Origin of the sequence: Micromonospora sp. NBC_01405 (genome assembly GCF_045040155.1) — a bacterium.
Lineage (GTDB): Bacteria > Actinomycetota > Actinomycetes > Mycobacteriales > Micromonosporaceae > Micromonospora.
In genome coordinates this window covers 6,710,514-6,729,829 of the sequence record NZ_CP109532.1, presented here as the reverse complement: position 1 = coordinate 6,729,829, position 19,316 = coordinate 6,710,514, and the positions used below count along the sequence as shown (strand labels likewise).

Annotated in this window: 17 protein-coding genes; 5 read left to right on the top strand and 12 right to left on the bottom strand. The window is 71.7% G+C overall.

The features are described 5' to 3' along the window. Window positions 1–17: 17 nt before the first annotated feature. Both OG559_RS28975 and OG559_RS28970 read right to left on the bottom strand, forming a co-directional pair. On the bottom strand, window positions 18–794 hold the full coding sequence (locus tag OG559_RS28975; RefSeq protein WP_405109638.1) for an ABC transporter permease: 777 nt from the start codon (window positions 792–794) through the stop codon (window positions 18–20). Then, a complete protein-coding gene (locus OG559_RS28970; RefSeq protein WP_405109635.1) occupies window positions 791–1,738 on the bottom strand; it encodes an ABC transporter ATP-binding protein in 948 nt (315 codons plus the stop codon). The genes OG559_RS28975 and OG559_RS28970 overlap by 4 nt, the downstream gene beginning before the upstream one ends. Window positions 1,739–1,820: 82 nt before the next feature. On the opposite strand from OG559_RS28970, the gene OG559_RS28965 reads away from it, so the two are divergent. Beyond that, complete coding sequence (locus OG559_RS28965; protein WP_405117126.1) at window positions 1,821–2,180, top strand: hypothetical protein; 360 nt, start codon at window positions 1,821–1,823, stop codon at window positions 2,178–2,180. Here the strand turns inward: OG559_RS28965 and OG559_RS28960 are convergent. The 5 genes from OG559_RS28960 to OG559_RS28940 all read right to left on the bottom strand — a co-directional run bounded on the left by OG559_RS28960 (window position 2,084) and on the right by OG559_RS28940 (window position 6,781). Then, window positions 2,084–2,452, bottom strand: coding sequence for an ankyrin repeat domain-containing protein (locus OG559_RS28960; RefSeq protein ID WP_405117053.1), 369 nt, complete (start codon window positions 2,450–2,452; stop codon window positions 2,084–2,086). The genes OG559_RS28965 and OG559_RS28960 overlap by 97 nt on opposite strands. A gap of 90 nt (window positions 2,453–2,542) precedes the next feature. Beyond that, window positions 2,543–3,157, bottom strand: coding sequence for a peptide chain release factor H (gene prfH / locus OG559_RS28955; RefSeq protein ID WP_405109632.1), 615 nt, complete (start codon window positions 3,155–3,157; stop codon window positions 2,543–2,545). After that, on the bottom strand, window positions 3,154–4,341 hold the full coding sequence (locus OG559_RS28950) for an RNA ligase RtcB family protein (protein WP_405109629.1): 1,188 nt from the start codon (window positions 4,339–4,341) through the stop codon (window positions 3,154–3,156). Before OG559_RS28950 ends, prfH begins: the two co-directional genes overlap by 4 nt. Window positions 4,342–4,560: 219 nt before the next feature. Continuing rightward, window positions 4,561–6,264: a tetratricopeptide repeat protein gene (locus OG559_RS28945; protein WP_405109626.1), complete on the bottom strand. Its 1,704-nt coding sequence runs from the start codon at window positions 6,262–6,264 to the stop codon at window positions 4,561–4,563. A gap of 337 nt (window positions 6,265–6,601) precedes the next feature. Then, a complete protein-coding gene (locus OG559_RS28940; RefSeq protein ID WP_350886635.1) occupies window positions 6,602–6,781 on the bottom strand; it encodes a hypothetical protein in 180 nt (59 codons plus the stop codon). A gap of 584 nt (window positions 6,782–7,365) precedes the next feature. Between OG559_RS28940 and OG559_RS28935 the strand changes: the two genes are divergently transcribed. Continuing rightward, entirely contained in the window at window positions 7,366–8,418 is a 1,053-nt protein-coding gene (locus OG559_RS28935; RefSeq protein WP_405109623.1) for a S1 family peptidase, read from the top strand. Here OG559_RS28935 and OG559_RS28930 read toward each other — a convergent pair. Genes OG559_RS28930 through OG559_RS28920 form a run of 3 tightly spaced genes read right to left on the bottom strand, consistent with a single transcriptional unit; the run spans window position 8,397 to window position 11,042 of the window. Next, window positions 8,397–8,912: an alcohol dehydrogenase catalytic domain-containing protein gene (locus OG559_RS28930; RefSeq protein WP_405109620.1), complete on the bottom strand. Its 516-nt coding sequence runs from the start codon at window positions 8,910–8,912 to the stop codon at window positions 8,397–8,399. The two genes, OG559_RS28935 and OG559_RS28930, sit on opposite strands and share 22 nt — an antisense overlap. Continuing rightward, complete coding sequence (locus OG559_RS28925) at window positions 8,909–10,327, bottom strand: aldehyde dehydrogenase family protein (RefSeq protein WP_405109617.1); 1,419 nt, start codon at window positions 10,325–10,327, stop codon at window positions 8,909–8,911. The genes OG559_RS28930 and OG559_RS28925 overlap by 4 nt, the downstream gene beginning before the upstream one ends. Before the next feature lie 49 nt (window positions 10,328–10,376). Beyond that, window positions 10,377–11,042 (bottom strand): TetR/AcrR family transcriptional regulator, encoded by a 666-nt coding sequence (locus tag OG559_RS28920; RefSeq protein ID WP_405109614.1) that lies wholly within the window; start codon window positions 11,040–11,042, stop codon window positions 10,377–10,379. An 85-nt stretch (window positions 11,043–11,127) separates the two neighbouring features. Between OG559_RS28920 and OG559_RS28915 the strand changes: the two genes are divergently transcribed. Further along, window positions 11,128–12,015 (top strand): acyl-CoA dehydrogenase family protein, encoded by an 888-nt coding sequence (locus OG559_RS28915; RefSeq protein WP_405109611.1) that lies wholly within the window; start codon window positions 11,128–11,130, stop codon window positions 12,013–12,015. A 52-nt stretch (window positions 12,016–12,067) separates the two neighbouring features. Beyond that, window positions 12,068–13,240, top strand: a complete 1,173-nt coding sequence (locus OG559_RS28910; RefSeq protein ID WP_405109608.1) for an acyl-CoA dehydrogenase family protein — start codon at window positions 12,068–12,070, stop codon at window positions 13,238–13,240. Between the two features lie 134 nt (window positions 13,241–13,374). Here the strand turns inward: OG559_RS28910 and OG559_RS28905 are convergent, their stop codons facing one another. Then, a complete protein-coding gene (locus OG559_RS28905) occupies window positions 13,375–13,947 on the bottom strand; it encodes a winged helix-turn-helix domain-containing protein (protein ID WP_405109605.1) in 573 nt (190 codons plus the stop codon). Window positions 13,948–14,342: 395 nt separating this feature from the next. Between OG559_RS28905 and OG559_RS28900 the strand changes: the two genes are divergently transcribed. Then, window positions 14,343–18,623: a S8 family serine peptidase gene (locus tag OG559_RS28900; RefSeq protein ID WP_405109602.1), complete on the top strand. Its 4,281-nt coding sequence runs from the start codon at window positions 14,343–14,345 to the stop codon at window positions 18,621–18,623. Window positions 18,624–18,712: 89 nt separating this feature from the next. On the opposite strand, the gene OG559_RS28895 is transcribed toward OG559_RS28900, so the two are convergent. Further along, window positions 18,713–19,261 (bottom strand): winged helix-turn-helix domain-containing protein, encoded by a 549-nt coding sequence (locus OG559_RS28895; protein WP_405109599.1) that lies wholly within the window; start codon window positions 19,259–19,261, stop codon window positions 18,713–18,715. Window positions 19,262–19,316 lie beyond the last annotated feature (55 nt).

Here is a 19,316-nt window from a genome sequence, read left to right as displayed (position 1 = left end):
GAGAGAAGAAGGACTGTTCATGAGTGACCCACGTGTGCCGTCTCGCGGCTCTGATCGATGATTCGGTTGATGAGCAGGACCCCGGCGACCAGCGCTGCCGCGCCGAGACCGACCGTCATGGCGAGCCAGGCCGGCCATGCCTCGGGCAGGTCCCCGCTCATCGAGCCGCGCAGCAGATCGGCGCTCCACGACAGGAAGATGACCCGGCTGATCGGTTCCAGCCAGCCCGGCAGGAGCGCGACCGGCACCAGGACCCCGCCGAGAATGTAGAACGGGTAGGTGAGCGCGTTCTGGAACACGTGCAGCGCGCGCGACTTGATGAACACGGCGGCGAGCAGGGTGGCGGTACCGGCCATCGCGAAGCAGGTGGCCAGGATGGCCACGGCGAACACGCCAGGTCGTTCGAGTGGTACGTCGGCTCCGAATCCGACGACTGCCACCAACCATGATTCGAGGAAGGTCAGCGCGCCGGCCAGGATGACGACTCCGATCCGCCCGAACACCACGAGACTCACCGGAGTCAGCGAGGCGACCAGCAGTTCCATCCGCCCGGCCCACCGCTCCTCTTCGATGATCGAGGCGGCCAGGTCCAGCGACATCAGCCAGAGCCCGATCAGGCCCGGCGCGAGTACGCCGTTCACCAGCGTCCCCGACCGCTGGCCGCTCACGACAAGGGACAGGAAGATGACGCTGAACAGCGGCGAGGTCAGCAGGATCAGCAGGTGGCCCGGGCTGCGCCGGGTGATGGCGAGCTGCAACCGGAAGGCCGCGGCGATGACCCGTAGCGCGTTCACACCGACATCGCTCTCGTGCCGATCAGCCGCAGGTACACGTCCTCGAGCGTGGGCTCGCTCCGGCGCGCCGACAGCACACCCCGCTCGATCAGCCACATCAGCAGCCGTGCCACGTCCGCGGGTTCCCTCAGCAGCGCCCGGTGGCCGCCGTCACGTGGTTCGACGCTCTCCACGAACGCCAACTCCGACACCTGGGCCAGCATCGCCGGGTCGTCGCAGGTGAAGTCGACGCACTCGCGGGCATCCAGGTACCGGCCGATGTGTCTGGTCGGTTCATCGAGCACGAGCCGGCCGCGGTCGATGAGGGTGACCCGGTCACAGAGGGCCTCGGCCTCGGCCATGTCGTGCGTGGTGAGAAAAACGGTACGCCCTTCCTGCCGCAGTTCCCGCACGAGTGCGCGGAAATCACGGGCGGCGACCGGATCCATGCCGATTGTCGGCTCGTCGAGGAACAGAATCCGGGGTCCGTGTATCAGCCCACGAGCAAGGTGCAGTCGCTGTTTCATTCCCCGGGAGAATGTCTCCACGGGTTCGTCCGCCCGGTCGGCGAGCCCCATCCGCTCCAGCAGTTCGGAGCAGCGGGTCCGAGCGGTACGGCGGTCCAGCCGATAAAGTGCGGCCCAGAAGGCGAGATTCTGTCGCGCGCTGATCCGGGGATACAGCCCCCGCTCACCACCGAATACGACACCGACGTTCTCCCGGACCGTCTGCGGATCGGTGACCAGGTCTTTCCCCAGCACCCTCGCGGTACCGGAGGTGGGCAGGAGAACGGTGGAGAGGATCTTGACAAGTGTGGTCTTGCCTGCTCCGTTCGGCCCCAGCAGGCCGAGGACCTCACTGTCATCGACAGTCAGCGTGACGCCACCGAGAGCAACGGTCTCCTCGGCCTTGCGCCGTGTTCGGTACGTGCGGACCAACTCGCGGATTTCGACAACCGCTGGCATTCAGATTCCTTTGTCGCGATACTGGTCTGCCCGACGCTCGGCACGTGGGCACCCCGCCGTCCTGACAGTCGGCCCGGTTGGCATGGCCAATATAGACGGCGGCGCGGGGGTTGGGAAGTCGCTGATACTGTCGTCCAGGCTTCCGCATCGGGCGTTACTCAGCGCAATTCTTGCGGTACTGAAACCGCTGTTGCGGCGCGCGAGGGCGGAACGCGTGAACAATCCAATGTGGCATACGCTCAGGGTCGGTACCGGCAGCGAGATCGTGCTCGTGGTCGACTTCAGTGCCGACGCCGGCCGCGAGGCCGCCGGGTTCAGCGATCTGGTCCCGCTGCTTCCTGACCGTCACACCGTCCAGGCGTCGCGCCGCACCACCTGGACCGACGACGCCGACGGCACGATCGGCCGCTGCTCCGCAGCCCGGAGGCGGCCGACCTGGTGACGCGGCTGTTGGCCGCCCGCAGCCGCGACGCGACGGGGTGCTGTCCCCCCCCAAGCGGCGGCAGCGCACAGGGGCGTTCCCTCCTGGCCTCGCCCGCTTTCCGTGTCGGGTGCCGCGCCTGCTGTGAGGAGCAGCCGCACGAGCTCGGCCGCGCCGGCTACGGACGCCTGATACAGAGGGGTGATGCCGTCGTTGTCGGCGGCGTTGGGGTCCGCTCCGGCACGCAGGAGGGCACCTACCGCCGTGGCGTCCTCGCGTCGCACCGCCTCCATCAGGCGCTTCGCGCGCTTCTTCCTCTGTCGGATGTTCACGGGTGTCCCAGGCCAGGTGGCGTCGACGATCGTGGGGACCAGCTGCGGTCCCTACGTCTGCGGACGTTCGACGCGGGTGGGGTCGCCGCGTACGAGTTCGTCGTGGATGCGCCAGCGGGCGGTGGTCACGGCGCGTCCTGCCGCCTCGTCACCCCGCTCGATGCGCTGTCGCAGCAGCTGCACGGCGATGCGCCGGTTGAGGCTGAACTGCCGCTCCGTGTCGACCACGACGACGAGCCCCGAGGGACGGTGGGTCGCCCGTACCGCCGTGCTGGCCTTGTTCCGGTGTTGACCGCCGGGGCCGCCGGTGCGACAGGCGACGATGTCGACATCCCTCTCCGCGAACGCCGTGTGCGGGGTGTCGACCTGGCACGGTCGGGCGATGACGTACCAGTTCTTCCGGCCGGCGTCGGCCCGGTAGGGGCTGGGCGCCTGCCAGCACAGCGTTCCGGTCCACGTCTCGGCGAACGCCTCGGCGCCGGCTCCGGAGATCCGGACCAGGACCGACCGGTAGGTGCCGGGCCGGTCACCGGGAACCGTCTCGACCCGACGGATCGCCAGGTTCTGCCGGATGCCGTCGGCCTCCAGTCGGCGCAGCAACCGGGCCAGCGCCCACGCGCACTCGCGTGGGCCACGCCCGGCCGACATGAGCAGGTGGACGCTCACGGCCGGCCTCGCCTCTGGCGGTGCTCCCGGCGATCCCGTGGGGGCATGGACCCGAGGTCGGGCGTCTTGTAGGTGACCAGGGGAACCGTGGCGGCGACGGGGGTGGCCAGGTCGTGGTCGACGAGGTCGGCGATCACCTGCTCGATGCGTTTGTAGGCAGTCGGGGCCTCCTCGAACAGCAGTTGACGGTCGCCGCACACCACCAGCGACCCCACCGGCGTGCGGCGCAGCTCCTCGACCGTGTGCTTGGCCCGACCCCGACGCAGGGCGTCGGCGCGCGACATCTTGCGGCCCGCGCCGTGCGCCACGGAACGGTTGGCGTCCGGCCCGGCGTGGGCAGCCACCAGATAGGAACGGGTGCCTCGGGTGCCGGCGACGAGCACGTCGCGACCGTCACCCGGCGCCGCCCCCTTGCGGTGCAGGTAGACCCCGTCGCGGACCTCGACCAGGTTGTGGCACTCGTCGACGATCGGCTCGGTGGGCTCGGCTCCCAGGGCGTGGGCGACCCGGGCGGCCATGAGCCGCCGGTTGAGCGAGCCCCAGCGTACGGCGTCGTCATGCATCCTCAGGTAGGTCTCGGGATCCGGGGCGGGACCCGCCCCATGGACCTCGGTGTGCGAACGCAGGATCCGCTCGCCCAGCCCTCGGGAGCCGCTGTGGACGATGAGCACGAGGTCACCGGCGGCGAGCCCGAGACGGTTCGCGTGGTCCGGCTCGAAGACGGTGTCGATCCGGGCCAGCTCGACGAAGTGGTTACCCCGACCGACCGTCCCGAGGCCCTCCACGTGGCCGGCGGGAATATCGCCCGTCACGACGGCCCAGGCCGGGTCGTCGGCATCACGCTCGGGGTCCAACGCGCGGTCGAGGTCGGGAAACCGGGCGGCGAGGCGCTCGGGCACGGCACGCCTGAGCTTGAGCGGGAACACGGCGATGCCGCAACCGATGTCGGAGCCCACCAGGAACGGGTACAACAGGGTCGAGGCCATGGCGGCGCCGATGGGGGCGCCCTTGCCGGGGTGCAGGTCCGGCATGGCGGCGACGTGGATCATGCCGTCGAGGGCGGCCACCTGGTGGCACTGCGCGAGGGCGTCGGACTCGATCCAGCTCGTGGGGGAGGCGAACACGGTGACGGTGGCCGAGCCCGGGGCAGGGGCGGACCCCTGCCGGAAGGGTGGTTGAGACAAGGACGCTCACTTCGGTGAAAGCGGTCATGGACGGACGGCATGACGGCGCGGGTCGGCGCCGTGAGGCCGTGGAGCAACTGGGTGCGGTCCGTCAGAACGTCATGGACACACCCTCCCGGAGCCCGCCGCGCGCAGCAAGCGCTTTTCGGGCGGGTGCGCCCACCGGGTGGCTGCGCCCGTGGTGCCGCGTTCGTGACCGTCAGCCCGCCCTGCTCGCGGTCATCCGGCCATCGCGCGACGGCAGCGGTCGAGTTCCGCGCGCAGGTCGCGCCGTAGCGCCCGGTCCAGGCCGGGCTGGGCGAGCGCATGGGTGAAGTCCTGGGCGGCCTCGTCCCACCGTCGCAGTCGCATCAGCGCCGTGCCCCGGTTGTAGCGGGGCACCGGCGCAGCCGACAGCGCCACGGCCCGGTCCAGGTCGGCCACGGCGGCGGAAACGTCGCCGCGTTCGAACCGTACGGCGGCCCGGTTCGTCCACGCCTCGACCAGCTCCGGATCTCCCGCCAGGGCCCGGGTGAGCAGCTCGTCGGCCTCGGCGAGGCCGCCGCGCTCCGAACGGATCAGCCCGAGGGTGCACAGCAGCGCCGGCTCCTGCGGGACCAGCGCCAGGCCGGCTCGCGCGCCCGCCTCGGCCGCGTCGAGCGCGCCGCGTTCCAGGTGCAGGTTGACCAGGGCGATCCGGGCGTCGAGGTGCCCGGGGTCGATGGCGAGCACCCGGTCCAGGTCCGCACCAGCCCGCTCGGAGCGACCCCGCTCCTGCTGGAGCACGGCCCGGTTGTAGTACGCCTCGGGCAGGTGCGGTCCCAGGCGGATCGCGGTGTCGTAGTCCCTGATCGAGGCCGAGGCCCGCCCCGCCGCGCGGTGCAGGGCGGCCCGGTCCACGTAGTACTCGCAGTTGCCGGGATCGTGGGCGATCACGGTGTCGAGATCGGCCAGCGCCTGTGCCGGATCGCCGAGGGCCAGGTGCACCTGCGCCCGGTTGTGGCGCAGCCGGGCCAGGTCCTGCGGGCGTTCGCCGGGGCCCAGCACCGCCGTCAGCCTGGCCAGCCCGTCGTCGATCAGCCGCAGCGCGCGGGCGGGCTCGCCCGCCCTGCTGTCCAGCAGCGCCAGGCCCTGCTCGTAGAAGACGGTGGACAGCATCCGCTGCCGCGGGTCGTCCAGGCCGGCGGCGAGGTGGACCGCCCGCTCCAGCCACTGTCGCGCCTGCGCCGGGTCCTGGTCGGCCGCCGGCAGGTGTCGGGCGTACAGCATGGCGGTGGCGTACGCGGCCGACATGGTGATCTTCGGGTCGTCGGTGGCGGCGCGGGCCTCCTGGTAGAGGTCGAGCGCCTCGGTGGCCTCGCCCAGCGCCGCCAGGGCGGTGGCCAGGCCGGTGGTGAACGCCCACCAGTGCGGCAGGTCGCCGTCCGGGGTCACCGTGGCGCGCCCGCGCCGCGCCACCCGGGCCGCGTGGTGGTAGAAGCCGCGGGCCAGGCCCTCGCCGAGGGCCGTACGCGTCGCCTCCGGCGTCGGATCGGCCGCAGTCGGTTCGCGGTCGCCGCCGTCGCGCAGGTCCAGGCGTACCGGGGACGACCCGAGCCGACGGGCCAGCGCGTCCAGCAGTTCGCGGGTGGTCTCGTCGGCGCTGGCGACGTGGTCGAACCGGACCGTGACCGGGCGTCGGAGCTTGCCCGCCCAGGCAGCCACGAACTCCGTCGCGCCGTAGGCCAGGCAGGCGGTACGCCGGGCGGGATGGAACCGGATCGGCTCCTCCTCGGCGGCCGGGCGTGCCGCGTGGTCGAGCCGGGGCGCGATGGAGTGCAGCTCGACCTGGTGGCGGGACGCCAGGCGGGGCTGTTCGGCGGCGACCCGGCCGAGGAAGTCCGCGACCCCGGCGTACGGCCCGTAGGCGCGGTGGCAGTCGTAGCGGCCGGGCTCGCCGGTCACGGCCGGGCCCGTCGCCGCAGTGGCGGGCGCCCGAGAGCGCCCGCCGTGCCGGGAACTACCAGCACCACTCGATCCAGAGCCGACGGGCACCGGACACCAGGCGCAGCGCGCTCGTGCGACGGACAGTCATCTTCTTCACGGGAACCTCCACTATGACTCGCATCAGGACTGAGGCAGAGCGTAAACCCGATCTAGGAGAATATGAAGACCGTTCGCGACCCTTCTGGGGTGGCCCGTTCGAGGGCTTGCCAGGTGGGTGAGGTGGGGTGCGCGGTGCGTAGCCGCTGACGACGGTCGGTGCCGGCATGGTCGGTGCCGACATGGTCGGCCGGCGCGGTCAGGGCCGCTGTTCGTCGTCGCCCACCGTCTCGATCTCACCGTCATGCTGGTAGCGCACGGCCAGGTGCTCGTCCGGCTGCTTCGCCTCCGCGAGGGTGTGGTGCGGGTCGCCGTCGGGGGAGAAGAGGACACGGTCGGTCTTGGCGCTCTTCTCCTGCTCTTCCTCCGGTTCGGTCATCAGTCGCCTCCCGCTGCTCAGTCTCCGGCCCCTTGACGGGGGTGCCCACTGACAACGCTACGACGCCGCGCTCGCCCACAGGCGCGATCGGCGACTCTCGCGGGACGTGGCTCGGCCTGGGCGGCTCGGGGCGGCGTACCGCGCCCGGGTCCGCCTGGTTCGTGATGGGCCCGGGCGCGGCCGAGCCGGCGCCCCGGTCGACCCCTTCGGCGGTGCAACCGTCGGGCGGCCCGACCCGCCGGGGGGCGCCCGAGCAACTCCCGCCGGCACCGATTCCCGCCGAATCGATCCTGTCCCGCCATCCGGTCGGACCGGCACGTGGGCCCGCCCGGCAGGGCCGCCGACCTTGCTCACTGACCTGCGGAGACTCGGCCAATAGCCGCTAATCGTCCGACTTGCCACTCGTCGGGCTGTCGGGACCCAAGGTGTGAGAAGTGGTCGAGTCCGGCCAACCATCACTCTTGCAATCATTGTTAAACCTATGAATACTTCGACGCCTCCGATCGGGTGAGCCTCACCAGTCGATCGGTTGCCCGGGGCCGCCCGAAAGGACGGTCCGTGCTCAGCTCCATGGAGGTATCCACATGCGACTCTCCGGGTCCCCGCTGCGCCACGTCACCGCTCTCTCGGTGGCCGGCGCCCTGGTCGTCGGAGCGCTGACCAGCGTTCCCGCTCAGGCCGCACCCGCGAAGAACGCTTCCCCCGACCAGGCCACCGCGCTCGCCGCCGCACTCGGCGGGCGCTCCGGCGGGGCGTACGCCCAGGCCGACGGCACCATGGTCGTCACCGTGACCGACGACGCCGCCGCCCGAAAGGTCCGCGCGGCCGGCGCCACCCCGAAGCTCGTCACCCGTGGCGCGGACGACCTGGCCCGCGCCACCGCCACCCTCGACGGCTCCGCCCGGATCCCCGGCACGGCGTGGTGGACCGACCCGGCGACCAACCAGGTCGTCGTCTCCGTCGACAGCACCGTGACCGGCGCGAAGCTCCAGCGCGTCGAGGCCGTCGCCGACCGGCTCGACGGGACAGTCCGCATCGAGCGGGAGGCCGGGAAGCTCAGCACCCGGGCCGCCGGCGGCGAGGCCATCTGGGCGGAGGGCGGCGGTCGCTGCTCGCTCGGCTTCAACGTGCGCAGCGGCGACAGCTACTACTTCCTCACCGCCGGGCACTGCACCGCCATCGCCGCCAACTGGTACGCCGACTCCGGGCAGAGCAGCCCGCTCGGCTCCGGCGGCACCGGCAGCTTCCCCGGCAACGACTACGGCATCGTCCAGCACAGCAACCCGGCCGCCGCCGACGGCAGCGTCGACCTCTACGACGGCACCACGCGGGACATCACCGGTGCGGCCGACGCCTTCGCCGGGCAGTCGGTGCAGCGCTCCGGCAGCACCACCGGCCTGCACGGCGGCGCCGTCGAGGCGGTCGGCGCGACGGTGAACTACGCCGAGGGCACGGTCACCGGCCTGATCCGCACCACGGTCTGCGCCGAGCCGGGCGACAGCGGCGGCGCGCTCTTCAGCGGCAGCACCGCGGTGGGCCTGACCTCGGGCGGCAGCGGCGACTGCACCTCCGGCGGGACGACCTACTTCCAGCCGGTCACCGAGGCGCTGAGCGTCTACGGGGTGGAGATCATCTGATCGACGCGCCACCAGTGAGGGCCGCCGCGACACGGGCGGCCCTCACTGGTGGTTTCGCCGATGCGGGACCGGCCGGTCAGGGCACCACCACGGTCCGCGCGCCCTCGCCCCGGGCCATCCGGGCGAACCTGCGCCGCTCCGTCCAACGTGGTCCGGTCGGTGATCAGGAAGCCGAGGTCGAGGGTGCCGTCGAGCACGGCCCGGGCCAGTTCCGGCACGTCCCGGTCCGGGTCGGGCGCCCAGTTGAGCACCACGTGCTCGCCGCGTACGACCCGGGAGACGCCGTCGCCGACCTCGGTCACCACGCCCGCCGCCTCGTGCCCGAGCACCAGCGGGTACGGCGACGCCACCGTGCCGTTGACCATCGACAGGTCGGAGTGGCATACCCCGGCGGCGCGGATCTCCACCCGTACCTCGCCGGTTGCGGGGGCCGGCAGTTCGACGTCCTCCACCCGCAGCGGCTCCCCGACCGCCCGGGCGACCAGCGCCCTCATAGCTGGATCGACTTGGTCTGGAGGAACTCGTCCAGCCCGTAACTGCCCAGCTCCCGGCCGAGGCCGGACTGCTTGTAGCCGCCGAACGGGGCGAGCGGGTTGAACGGCGCGCCGTTGACGTCGACCGCGCCGGTACGCATCCGCCGAGCGACCCGCACCGCCCGCTCCTCGTCGCCGGACCAGACCGCGCCGGCCAGCCCGTACCGGGAGTTGTTGGCCACCGCGACGGCGTGCTCGTCGTCGTCGACCGGGATCACCGCCAGCACCGGCCCGAAGACCTCCTCCTGGGCCAGCGCGCTGTCCGGGTCGACGTCGGCGATCACCGTGGGGGCGACGAAGAAGCCACGCTCCGGAACCGGCGCGTCCGGTCCGCCGAAGACCAGCCGGCCCCCGTCGGCCAGGCCCCTCTCGATGTGGTCGCGCACCCGCTGCCGTTGGGCCGCCGAGACGAGCGGGCCGAGCCGGGTGGCCGGGTCGAACGGGTCGCCGAGCCGGTACCCCTCGGCGGCCCGCGCGGCGAGGGCGAGGGCCTCGTCGTACCGGCTGCGGTGCACCAGCATCCGGGTCCAGGCCGTGCAGGCCTGCCCGGAGTTGAGGAACGCGTTGCCGACGCCCACATTCACGGCGGTGGCCAGGTCGGCGTCGTCGAGGATCAGGTTGGCCGACTTGCCGCCGAGCTCCAGCGCGACCCGGGCGATGCGGTCCGCGGCGAGGTGGGAGATCCTCCGGCCGACGGCCGTGGACCCGGTGAAGGAGACCATGTCGACGTCCGGGTGGGCGGCGATGGCCTCGCCGACCACCGGGCCGGTGCCGGTGACCAGGTTGACCACGCCGGGCGGGAGGCCGGCCTCGTCGATCGCGTCGAAGAGCAGGTACGCCACCAGCGGCGTCAGCTCACTCGGCTTGAGCACCACCGTGCAGCCGGCGGCCAGCGCCGGGGCGAGCTTGGCCACGACCTGGTGCAGCGGGTAGTTCCACGGGGTGATCGCGCCGACGACGCCGACCGGTTCGCGTACCACCAGCGAGTGGCCGACGGTCTGCTCGGCCGGCGGCCGGGCGGCCAGCTCGACGTAACCGCGCAGGACGGCGAGGGGGAGCCCGGCCTGCACCCGGGTGGCCATCTTGAGCGGGGTGCCCAGCTCGCACGCGATGGTCCGGGCAATGTCGTCGGCGCGGGCGGTCAGCGCGTCGTGCAGCCGGCCCAGGCCCGCCGCCCGGTCGGCGGGGGCGGCGGCGGCCCAGCCGTCGAACGCGGCGCGGGCGGCGGAGACGGCCCGGTCCACGTCGTCCGTGGTGCCGGCCGGCACCGTCGCGATGATCTGCTCCGTCGCCGGGTTCTGCACCGGCAGGGTTTCCGGGGAGGACGCCGCGACCCAGCGGCCGTCGAGGTGGAAGTCGGTCCGTGCGAGATCCATCGAGCCCCTCACGTGCGTCGGCCGGAAACCAGCAGTGAAAGTTCGGACTCTAGTGCGTGTCGATGGCCGGCGGGAGGGGTGGCAGCGGGCCGATGGTCCGCTCGTAGGTGCGGGCGAGGCCGTCGATGAGCGCGTCGAGGCCCAGTTCGAAGGCGCCGTCGTCGACGCGCTGCTGGTGTTCGGCGAGCCGGTGCGCCTGGGTGAGGTGCGGGTACTGCTCGGCGTACAGCCCGGGGTCCTCCACGAAGCCCCGGGCGAACGAGCCCAGCGCCGATCCCGCGACGAGGTACCGCATGAGCGCGCCGATGTGGGTGGCCCGGGCCGGTGGCCAGCCCGCGTCGACGAGGCCGCCGTAGACGGCGTCGGCCATGGCCAGCGCAGCCGGCCGGCGCCCGGGACCCCGGGCCAGGTACGGCACGATGTGCGGGTGGGCGGCGAGCGCCGCGCGGTACGAGTGCCCCCACCGGCGCAGCGCCTCCCGCCAGTCGACGGCTCCGAAGAACGACACGTCCACCCGGGCGGTGACGCTGTCGGCGACCGCGTCGAGGATCTCGTCCTTGGTGGCGAAGTGGTTGTACAGCGACGGGCCGCGCACGCCGAGTTCGGCGGCGAGTCGGCGGGTGGAGAACCCCTCCAGACCGGCGGAGTCGATCAGCGCGGCGGCGGCCTCGACGATCCGCTGCCGGCTGAGCAGCGCCTCCCGCGGCCGGGGCATCCGTTCCTCCTCTGTCCGGTGGTCCTGCCGAACTGTGCCACAGCGGGTCTGGACCGATTAAAACTTGCACCGCTAGTTTGTTGGCATGGACCTCGAACTCTCCGCCGAGCAGGAGGCGGTACGTCAACTCGCCGCCGAGTTCGTCGCGCGCGAGGTGACCCCGCACGCGGCGACCTGGGACCGGCACGAGGCGGTCGACCCGGGCATCGTCGGCAAGCTCGGCGAGGTCGGTTTCCTGGGGCTCACCGTCGCCGAGGAGCACGGCGGCTCCGGCGGCGACCATCTGTCCTACTGCCTCGTGCTGGAGGAGCTGGGCCGCGGCGACTCCGCCGTACGGGGAATGGTCTCCGTGTCCCTCGGGCTGGTGGCGAAGTCGATCGCCGCGCACGGCACCCCGGCGCAGCGGCGGGAGATCCACGGCAAGCTCGGGCTGCGCGGGCAGGCCACCGCCGAGCTGGTCCTCGACGGCGTCCGGGTGCCCGACTCGGCACGCCTCGGCGAGACCGGCGGCGGCTTCCGGCTGGCCCTCGCGACCCTGGCCAAGGGCCGGATGTCGGTGGCCGCCGGCTGCGTCGGCATCGCCCAGGGCTGCCTCGACGCCGCCGTCGGCTACGCCGGTGCGCGCACCCAGTTCGGCAAGCCCATCGCCGGCCACCAGCTCGTGCAGCAGATGCTCGCCGAGATCGCGGTCGACACGGCCGCGGCGCGGCTGCTGGTGTGGCGGGTGGCCGACCTGATCGACCGGGGCGAGCCCTTCGCCACCGAGGCGTCGATGGCCAAGCTCTTCGCCAGCGAGGCCGCCGTCCGCGCGGCCAACAACGCGGTCCAGGTCTTCGGCGGGTACGGCTACATCGACGAGTACCCGGTCGGCAAGTACCTGCGCGACGCCCGCGTCGCCACCCTCTACGAGGGCACCAGCCAGATCCAGCAACTCCTCATCGGGCGTGCGCTCACCGGCGTCAACGCCTTCTAGCCCCGCCCGGTGCGCGCCGAGCCGCACCCCCGACCGAGGACCCGGAGGAGACATGGACTTCGCGCTTTCCGACGAGGAGCGGGCCATCCGCGACACGGCCCGTGACTTCATCGGCCGGGAGGTGATGCCGCTGGAGCAGGAGCTGCTGCGCCGGGAGCGGGCCCACCAGCCCGGCCTGCACCGCAGTGAGCTGCGCCAGTTGCAGCTCAAGGCACGCAAGTTCGGCTTCTGGGGCCTGGCCACCCCGCAGGAGTACGGCGGCATGGACCTGCCCGCGGTGACGCAGTCACTGATCTGGACGGAGCTGGGCCGCACCTTCGTGCCGTTCCGCTTCGGCGGGGAGGCCGACAACATCCTCTTCCACGCCACCGACGAACAGAAGGGGGAGTTCCTCCTCCCGACCATCGAGGGGGAGCGGATCTCCTGCTTCGCCATCACCGAACCGGGAGCCGGTTCGGACGCGGCGAACATCCGGCTGTCGGCCCGCCGCGACGGCGACGACTGGATTCTCGACGGCGAGAAGACCTTCATCACCGGCGGTAACGACGCCGACTTCGCCATCGTGGTCGCCGTGACCGACCGGGAGAAGGGGGCCCGCAACGGCGGCGCGACCGCCTTCCTGGTGGACCGGGCGATGGGCTGGCGTTCGGAGTTCATCCAGACCATGGGGGAGGGCGGCCCGGCATCGCTGATCTTCGACGGCGTACGGGTGCCGCACCGCAACATCCTCGGCGAGGTCGGTCAGGGCTTCACGCTGGGCATGGAGTGGATCGGCAAGGGCCGGTACACCATTCCCTCGCACGCCATCGGCATTGCCGAGCGGGCGTTGCAGATGGCCATCGACCACGCCGGCACCCGGGAGACCTTCGGGGCGAAGATCGGCACCAACCAGGCCATCCAGTGGATGATCGCCGACTCGGAGACCGAGCTGGAAGCCGCCCGCTGGCTGGTGCTGCGTTCCGCCTGGACGGTCGACCAGGGCCTGGATCCCCGGCACGCCTCGTCGATGGGCAAGCTCTACGGCGCCGGCATGGTCAACCGCGTGGTGGACCGGGTGCTGCAGATCCACGGCGGCATGGGCTACACCCGGGAGCTGCCCATCGAGCGCTGGTATCGGCAGGTCCGGCTGTACCGGATCTTCGAGGGCACCGACGAGATGCAGCGCCTGATCATCTCGCGGGACCTGCTGCGTGGCTACACGAAGATCGGCGGGCACCTCGCATGAGGACCCTGGGTCGTGGTCGTCCCGAGCCCGGCCCTGGGTGACCACGCGCCTCAGGGCGCGATCCGGCCGGCCGCGACGGGGCGCCCGCCCGTCGGGCTGCCACGGTCGGCTGGTCCACGGCTGCCGGGCGAGGATCAGCCGTCGGCGCCGCTGACCCTCGGCTGTCGGTGGTCGGTCACCCGGAGCCCGACACCGCGCACCGCGACGACGGTGACGCCGGTGCCGAGCTCGCCGAGCTTGCGCCGCAACCGCTTCACCAGGGACTGCACGTCCGCCGTGCGCTGGCGTCCCTCGGCCCGCCAGACCGATCGGTGCAGCTCGGCGTAGCTCCAGACCCGGACCGGCTCGGTGATGAGGCAGGCCAGCAGGTCGTGTTCGAGCCGGGTGAGGGGGACCTCGCGGTCCCGGCAGCGGGCGGTGAGCCGGGCCGGGTCGATCCGCAGGGTGTCGTCCGGTGCCGCCTGCGCGGCGGCGGGGGCCCGCGCCGGCACCGCCCCGGGCTGTGGCTGTGGCTGTGGCGGTGAGGTCGCGATCAGCCTGCGCAGCTCGTCAAGGTCGGCCACCAGCAGCAGCGGCGCGATGCCGTCGAGGTGCTCGGCGAGCCGGATCCGTTCGGCCGGTGACGGTGTCACCGCGATCACCAGGGGGAACGGGCTGCCGGTCTCGTCGAACCCGGCAGGCGTCGTGCTGTCGTCGTCCTCGGTCACCGCACCCACCCGGAAACGTTGGGCAATTTCTGCCCGACTTGGTCATGGCCGTGACAGTAATTGTCAAACCCGCCGCCAGGCGGGCAACTCCTAGCGACAAGTTGCTCACGTGCCGTGCTTGATCGTTCATCTTTTTCGATCATAGTGTCCACACAGGCAGCCGGCGTGACCCGCACGGCGCCTGGAGCCTGGGGGGTTCGTTCATTCCGGTGTGATCCAGACAGGAGATGGGTCTTTGCACCCTTCGCCATGGCTTGATTAACCGCGGGTCGTTTCTGGAGGAGACAGCACCGATGCTGAGACGTCCACACGGGACGCGCCTGTTCAGGCGCTTGGCGAGCGCGGGCGCGGCGATCGCCCTCGCCGCAGCAGGTTTGGCGACAACCGGTTCCGGCGTGCAGGCCGCACCGGCGGACAAGATCCGACCCGACCTGATGAACCAGCTCCAGGCGAAGAGCGAGAGCGACTTCTGGATCCGCTTCACCGACCGGGCCGACCTGAGCAAGGCCAGCGCGATCAAGGACTGGACCAAGCGGGGCGCGGCGGTCGCCGACGCGCTGCGCAAGACCGCCGTCGACAGCCAGACCAAGGTCCGCTCCGAGCTCGACGGCTCGGGTGCCAAGTACCAGTCCTTCTGGGCGACCAACGCCATCAAGGTCAGCAGCGGCTCGCTGGCCATGGCGCAGAACTTCGCCGCGCACGCCGAGGTCGAGGGCGTCTACGCCTCGACGGCCTACGAGGTGCCCAAGGTCACCAAGGAGGGCGACGCGAAGGCGGCGAACGCCCTCGAGTGGGGCATCGCCAACATCAACGCCGACGACGTCTGGTCCGAGTACGGCGTCACCGGCGCGGGCATCACGGTGGCGAACATCGACACCGGGGTGCAGTTCAACCACCCGGCGTTGGTGGGCGCCTACCGTGGCAACAACGGCGACGGCACCTTCGACCACAACTACAACTGGTTCGACGCCGCCGGCGAGTGCGCCACCGCGCCCTGCGACAGCGACGGCCACGGCACGCACACCATGGGCACGATGGCCGGCGCCGCCGGCGCCAACCAGATCGGTGTCGCGCCCGGGGTCAAGTGGATCGCGGCGAACGGCTGCTGCCCGAGCGACGCCGCGCTGGTCACCTCCGGCCAGTGGATGCTGGAGCCCACCGACCTTGAGGGCGAGAACCCGGACGCCAGCAAGCGGCCCAACATCATCAACAACTCGTGGGGCACCACGCTGCCCTCCAACGACCCGTTCATGGAGGATGTGACGCTGGCCTGGGCCGCGTCGGGCATCTTCGGGACCTGGTCCAACGGCAACAAGGGCCCGAACTGCCAGACCAGTGGCTCACCGGGCAGCCGGACCAGCAACTACTCGACCGGCGCGTACGACGTCAACAACAACGTCGCCAGCTTCTCCTCCCGGGGGTCCGGGCAGGACGGCGGGATCAAGCCCAACATCTCGGCGCCCGGCGTCAACGTCCGCTCCAGCATTCCCGGCAGCGGCTACGCCAGCTACAGCGGCACCTCGATGGCCGCGCCGCACCTCGCGGGCGCGGTCGCGCTGCTGTGGTCGGCGGCGCCCGCGCTGGCCGGTGACGTCACCGCGACGCGCGCCCTGCTGGACAACTCGGCGATCGACAAGGCCGACGCCCAGTGTGGTGGCACCGCGGACGACAACAACGTGTACGGCGAGGGCCGGCTCGACGCGCTCGCGCTGCTCGACGCCGCCCCCATCGGCGAAACCGGCACCCTGGCCGGCAAGGTCACCGACGCGGACACCGGCAACCCGCTGCCGGGCGCCACGGTGGCCCTCACCGGCCCGGCGGCCCGCGAGCTGACCACCGGGACCGACGGCACGTACTCGACCCTGCTCCCGGTCGGCGACTACCAGGCCGCCGTGACCGCCTTCGGCTACGCGAGCAAGACGGTGTCGGCGACGGTCGCCAAGAACGTGACCACGACGATCGACGTCGCCCTGACCGCCGTGCCGAGCGTGACCCTCAGCGGCTCGGTGACCGACGGCTCCGGCCACGGCTGGCCGCTGTACGCCAAGGTCAGCGTCGTGGGCCTGTCGGCGTCCGACTACACCACGCCCGCCAACGGCCGGTACAGCTTCAAGCTCCCCGCCGGTGCGACGTACCAGGTCAAGGTCGAGCCGCAGTACGCGGGCTACCAGACCGTGACCAAGGATGTCGTGGTCGGCTCGGGCAACACCGTCCACAACGTCGCCGTGCCCGTCGACCCCACCGCCTGCGCCACGGCTCCCGGATACAAGTACGGCTCCGACGGCGTGTACGAGACCTTCGACGGCAACCGCGTGCCGACCGACTGGTCGGTGGTGGACAACGCCGGCACCGGTCAGGTGTGGGACTTCGCCGACGCCGGCGACCGGGGCAACCTCACCGGTGGCTCCGGCAACTTCGCGATCATCGACAGTGACAACTACGCATCCGGCGGCCGGCAGGACACCTCGCTGGTCAGCCCGGTCGTCGACCTCACCGACGTCGCGACCCCGGTGATCCGGTTCAACCAGGACTACAACTGGCTGAGCTCTGACCGCGCGGACGTCGACCTCAGCCTCGACGGCGGCGCGACCTGGGCCAACGTGCTCCGGCAGGCGGCGGACGTCCGCGGCCCCCGGGTGACCCAGGTGCCGATCCCGCAGGCTGCGGGCAAGTCGGAGGTCAAGGTCCGGTTCCACTACTACGAGGCCTCCTACGAGTGGTGGTGGCAGGTCGACAACGTGCTGATCGGTAGCGCGGTCACCTGCAAGCCGACCAACGGCGGCCTGGTGCTCGGGCACGTGCGCGACAAGAACGACAACGGCTACGTCAACGGCGCCACCGTCACCAGCGGTGACAAGCCGACGGAGGCGGCCACCACCGTGGCCACCCCCGACGACACCAAGCTGGCGGACGGCTTCTTCTGGCTGTTCTCGTCGCAGACCGGCGAGCACCCGTTCACCGCGAAGGCCGGCAACTACGTCAGCCAGACCAAGCAGGTCGACGTCCAGACCGACTGGGCCACGCCCGTCACCTTCCAGCTCGCTGCCGGCCGGCTGTCGGTGCAGCCGGCGGCGGTCACCGCCACGGTCCGGATGCCCAGCGGCAAGGCCACCAAGACCGTCACGGTGACCAACACCGGCGGCGCCCCCGTCAACGTCAAGTTCAGCGAGCGGGACGACGGTTTCGAGCTGTTGCGGGCCGACGGGTCCCGGGTGACCAAGCAGCAGATCCTGGGCTCCGCAGGCGCGCCTCCGCAGCGGCTCACCGCCGCCACGTCGTTCGCCGCGCGGGCGTCGGACAAGGCGAGCACGGCCACCTCCGTCCCGGTCGGCCCGCAGGCCGAGCCCTGGACGGACATCGCCGACCACCCGACGAACGTGATGGACAACCGGGTGGTCAACCTGGACGGCAAGGTGTACTCGATCGCCGGCGGTAACGGCTCGGCGTCGAGCGCGAAGAACTACGTCTACGACCCGATCGCGCAGAGCTGGAAGCCGATCGCCGACCTCCCCGGCGCGCGTAACGCCGTGACGGCGGGCGTCGTGGACGGGAAGATCCTCGTGACCGGCGGTTGGGGGGCCTCCGGCCCCGACGCCGCGACCTGGTCGTACGACGCGGCGGCCAACACCTGGACCAAGAAGGCGAACAACCCCGCGCCGCGCTCCGCCGCCGGCCAGGCGGTCGCCGACGGCAAGCTGTACGCCATCGGCGGGTGCACCACGGCGAGCTGCACGCCGATGTCGAACGACGTCGTCCGGTACGACCCGGGCGCCGACAGCTGGGAGGCGCTGCCCGACTACCCGAAGGCGGTGGCCTTCCTGTCCTGTGGCGCGATCGGCGGCATCGTCTACTGCGCCGGTGGCAACGACGGAACGGCGGCGCAGAAGGCCGGCTACGCCTTCGACCCGGGCACCAACGCCTGGACCGCGATCGCCGACGCGCCGGTCGACAACTGGGCCAGCTCGTTCGGTGTCGCCAACGGCAAGCTCCTGGTCGTCGGCGGTTCGCAGGGCGGCGCCATCACCAACGCCGGCTTCGCCTACGACCCGACCGCCAACTCGTGGTCGAACCTGCCCAACGCCAACACCGCCCGGTACCGCGGCGGCGCGGCGTGCGGCTTCTACAAGGTCGGTGGCTCGTCCGGTGGCTTCACCGCCACGGCGGACAGCGAGGCCCTCCCCGGTTTCGAGGAGTGCGCCGAGGCTTCCGCGGACGTCAGCTGGCTGACGATCGACAAGACGGCGGCCACCCTGGCGCCGGGCGAGAAGGTCACGATCACCGTCGGGATCGCGGCCACCGTGGACCAGCCGGGCACCTACTCGGCGTCGATCCTGATCAAGGAAGACACCCCGTACACGGTGCAGCCGGTGTCGGTGAAGATGACCGCACAGCAGCCGACCACCTGGGGCAAGCTGATGGGTACGGTCACCGGGACGAGCTGCCAGGGTGCCAGCGCGCCGATCGCCGGCGCGTTGGTCCAGGTCGACTCGTGGTCGACGTCGTTGACCTTCACCACCGACGCCGAGGGCAAGTACGCCTACTGGCTGGACAAGCGGAACAACCCGCTGACCATGATCGTCGCCAAGGACAACTGGAAGCCGCAGACCCGGCAGACGAAGATCACTACCGCCACGCCCACCGTGGAGAACTTCGCCCTGTCCCCGGTCCGCTGCTGACAACTGACCGTTGACGAACAGATCCGGCCCGCCTGGTCACCCGACCGGGCGGGCCGGACCCGTCCCGGGGATGGCGAAACGGCCTCGGGTCAGGACACCGCGAGACGGAAGCCGACCCCACGCACCGTGTGGATCGTCGCCGAAGTGCCCAGTCGGACCAGCTTCCGCCGTACCCTGCGCACCACCGAGTGCACGTCGGAGCCCCGGCCCAGGTGCTCGGTGCCCCAGACCTCACGGTGCAGCCGCTGGTAGCTCCAGATGTGTCCGGGCGTGCCGACCAGGCAGCGCAGAAAGTCGTGCTCCAGCGGGGTCAGGTCGATTTCGCGACCCCGCCAGCACAGCACCCGGCGGTCCGAGTCGACGCTCAGCTCCGGCGTCGGCGTACCGACGGTCACCGGCTCGGCCGGCCCGGCGGGTTCGGTCCGCTCGGCCGGTTCGGCCGGTTCCGCCGGTTCGGTCGGTGCGGACGCCATCGGCTCCACGGCGTCGGGCCGGCGGACCATCCCGAGGAACCGTCGCGCCTGGTCGACGCTCGACACGATCAGGAACGCCTCGCTGCCGCCGAACAGTTGTGCGAGTTGCCGGCGATGCGCCGGTGAGGAGGCGATGCCGATGACCAGGGACGCGATCCCGCTCATCCTTCGCCCTTCCCCGTTCACCGCTCACGCGATGGTGTCTTCCTGACGCTGCTCG

What these genes read in the sequence shown, in the direction of transcription:
- OG559_RS28970 (WP_405109635.1), bottom strand. Translation starts at nt 1,738, where the DNA reads ATGCCAGCGGTTGTCGAAATCCGCGAGTTGGTCCGCACGTACCGAACA.
- OG559_RS28965 (WP_405117126.1), top strand. Translation starts at nt 1,821, where the DNA reads ATGGCCAATATAGACGGCGGCGCGGGGGTTGGGAAGTCGCTGATACTG.
- OG559_RS28960 (WP_405117053.1), bottom strand. Translation starts at nt 2,452, where the DNA reads ATGGAGGCGGTGCGACGCGAGGACGCCACGGCGGTAGGTGCCCTCCTG.
- OG559_RS28940 (WP_350886635.1), bottom strand. Translation starts at nt 6,781, where the DNA reads ATGACCGAACCGGAGGAAGAGCAGGAGAAGAGCGCCAAGACCGACCGT.
- OG559_RS28935 (WP_405109623.1), top strand. Translation starts at nt 7,366, where the DNA reads ATGCGACTCTCCGGGTCCCCGCTGCGCCACGTCACCGCTCTCTCGGTG.
- OG559_RS28930 (WP_405109620.1), bottom strand. Translation starts at nt 8,912, where the DNA reads ATGAGGGCGCTGGTCGCCCGGGCGGTCGGGGAGCCGCTGCGGGTGGAG.
- OG559_RS28925 (WP_405109617.1), bottom strand. Translation starts at nt 10,327, where the DNA reads ATGGATCTCGCACGGACCGACTTCCACCTCGACGGCCGCTGGGTCGCG.
- OG559_RS28920 (WP_405109614.1), bottom strand. Translation starts at nt 11,042, where the DNA reads ATGCCCCGGCCGCGGGAGGCGCTGCTCAGCCGGCAGCGGATCGTCGAG.
- OG559_RS28915 (WP_405109611.1), top strand. Translation starts at nt 11,128, where the DNA reads ATGGACCTCGAACTCTCCGCCGAGCAGGAGGCGGTACGTCAACTCGCC.
- OG559_RS28910 (WP_405109608.1), top strand. Translation starts at nt 12,068, where the DNA reads ATGGACTTCGCGCTTTCCGACGAGGAGCGGGCCATCCGCGACACGGCC.
- OG559_RS28895 (WP_405109599.1), bottom strand. Translation starts at nt 19,261, where the DNA reads ATGAGCGGGATCGCGTCCCTGGTCATCGGCATCGCCTCCTCACCGGCG.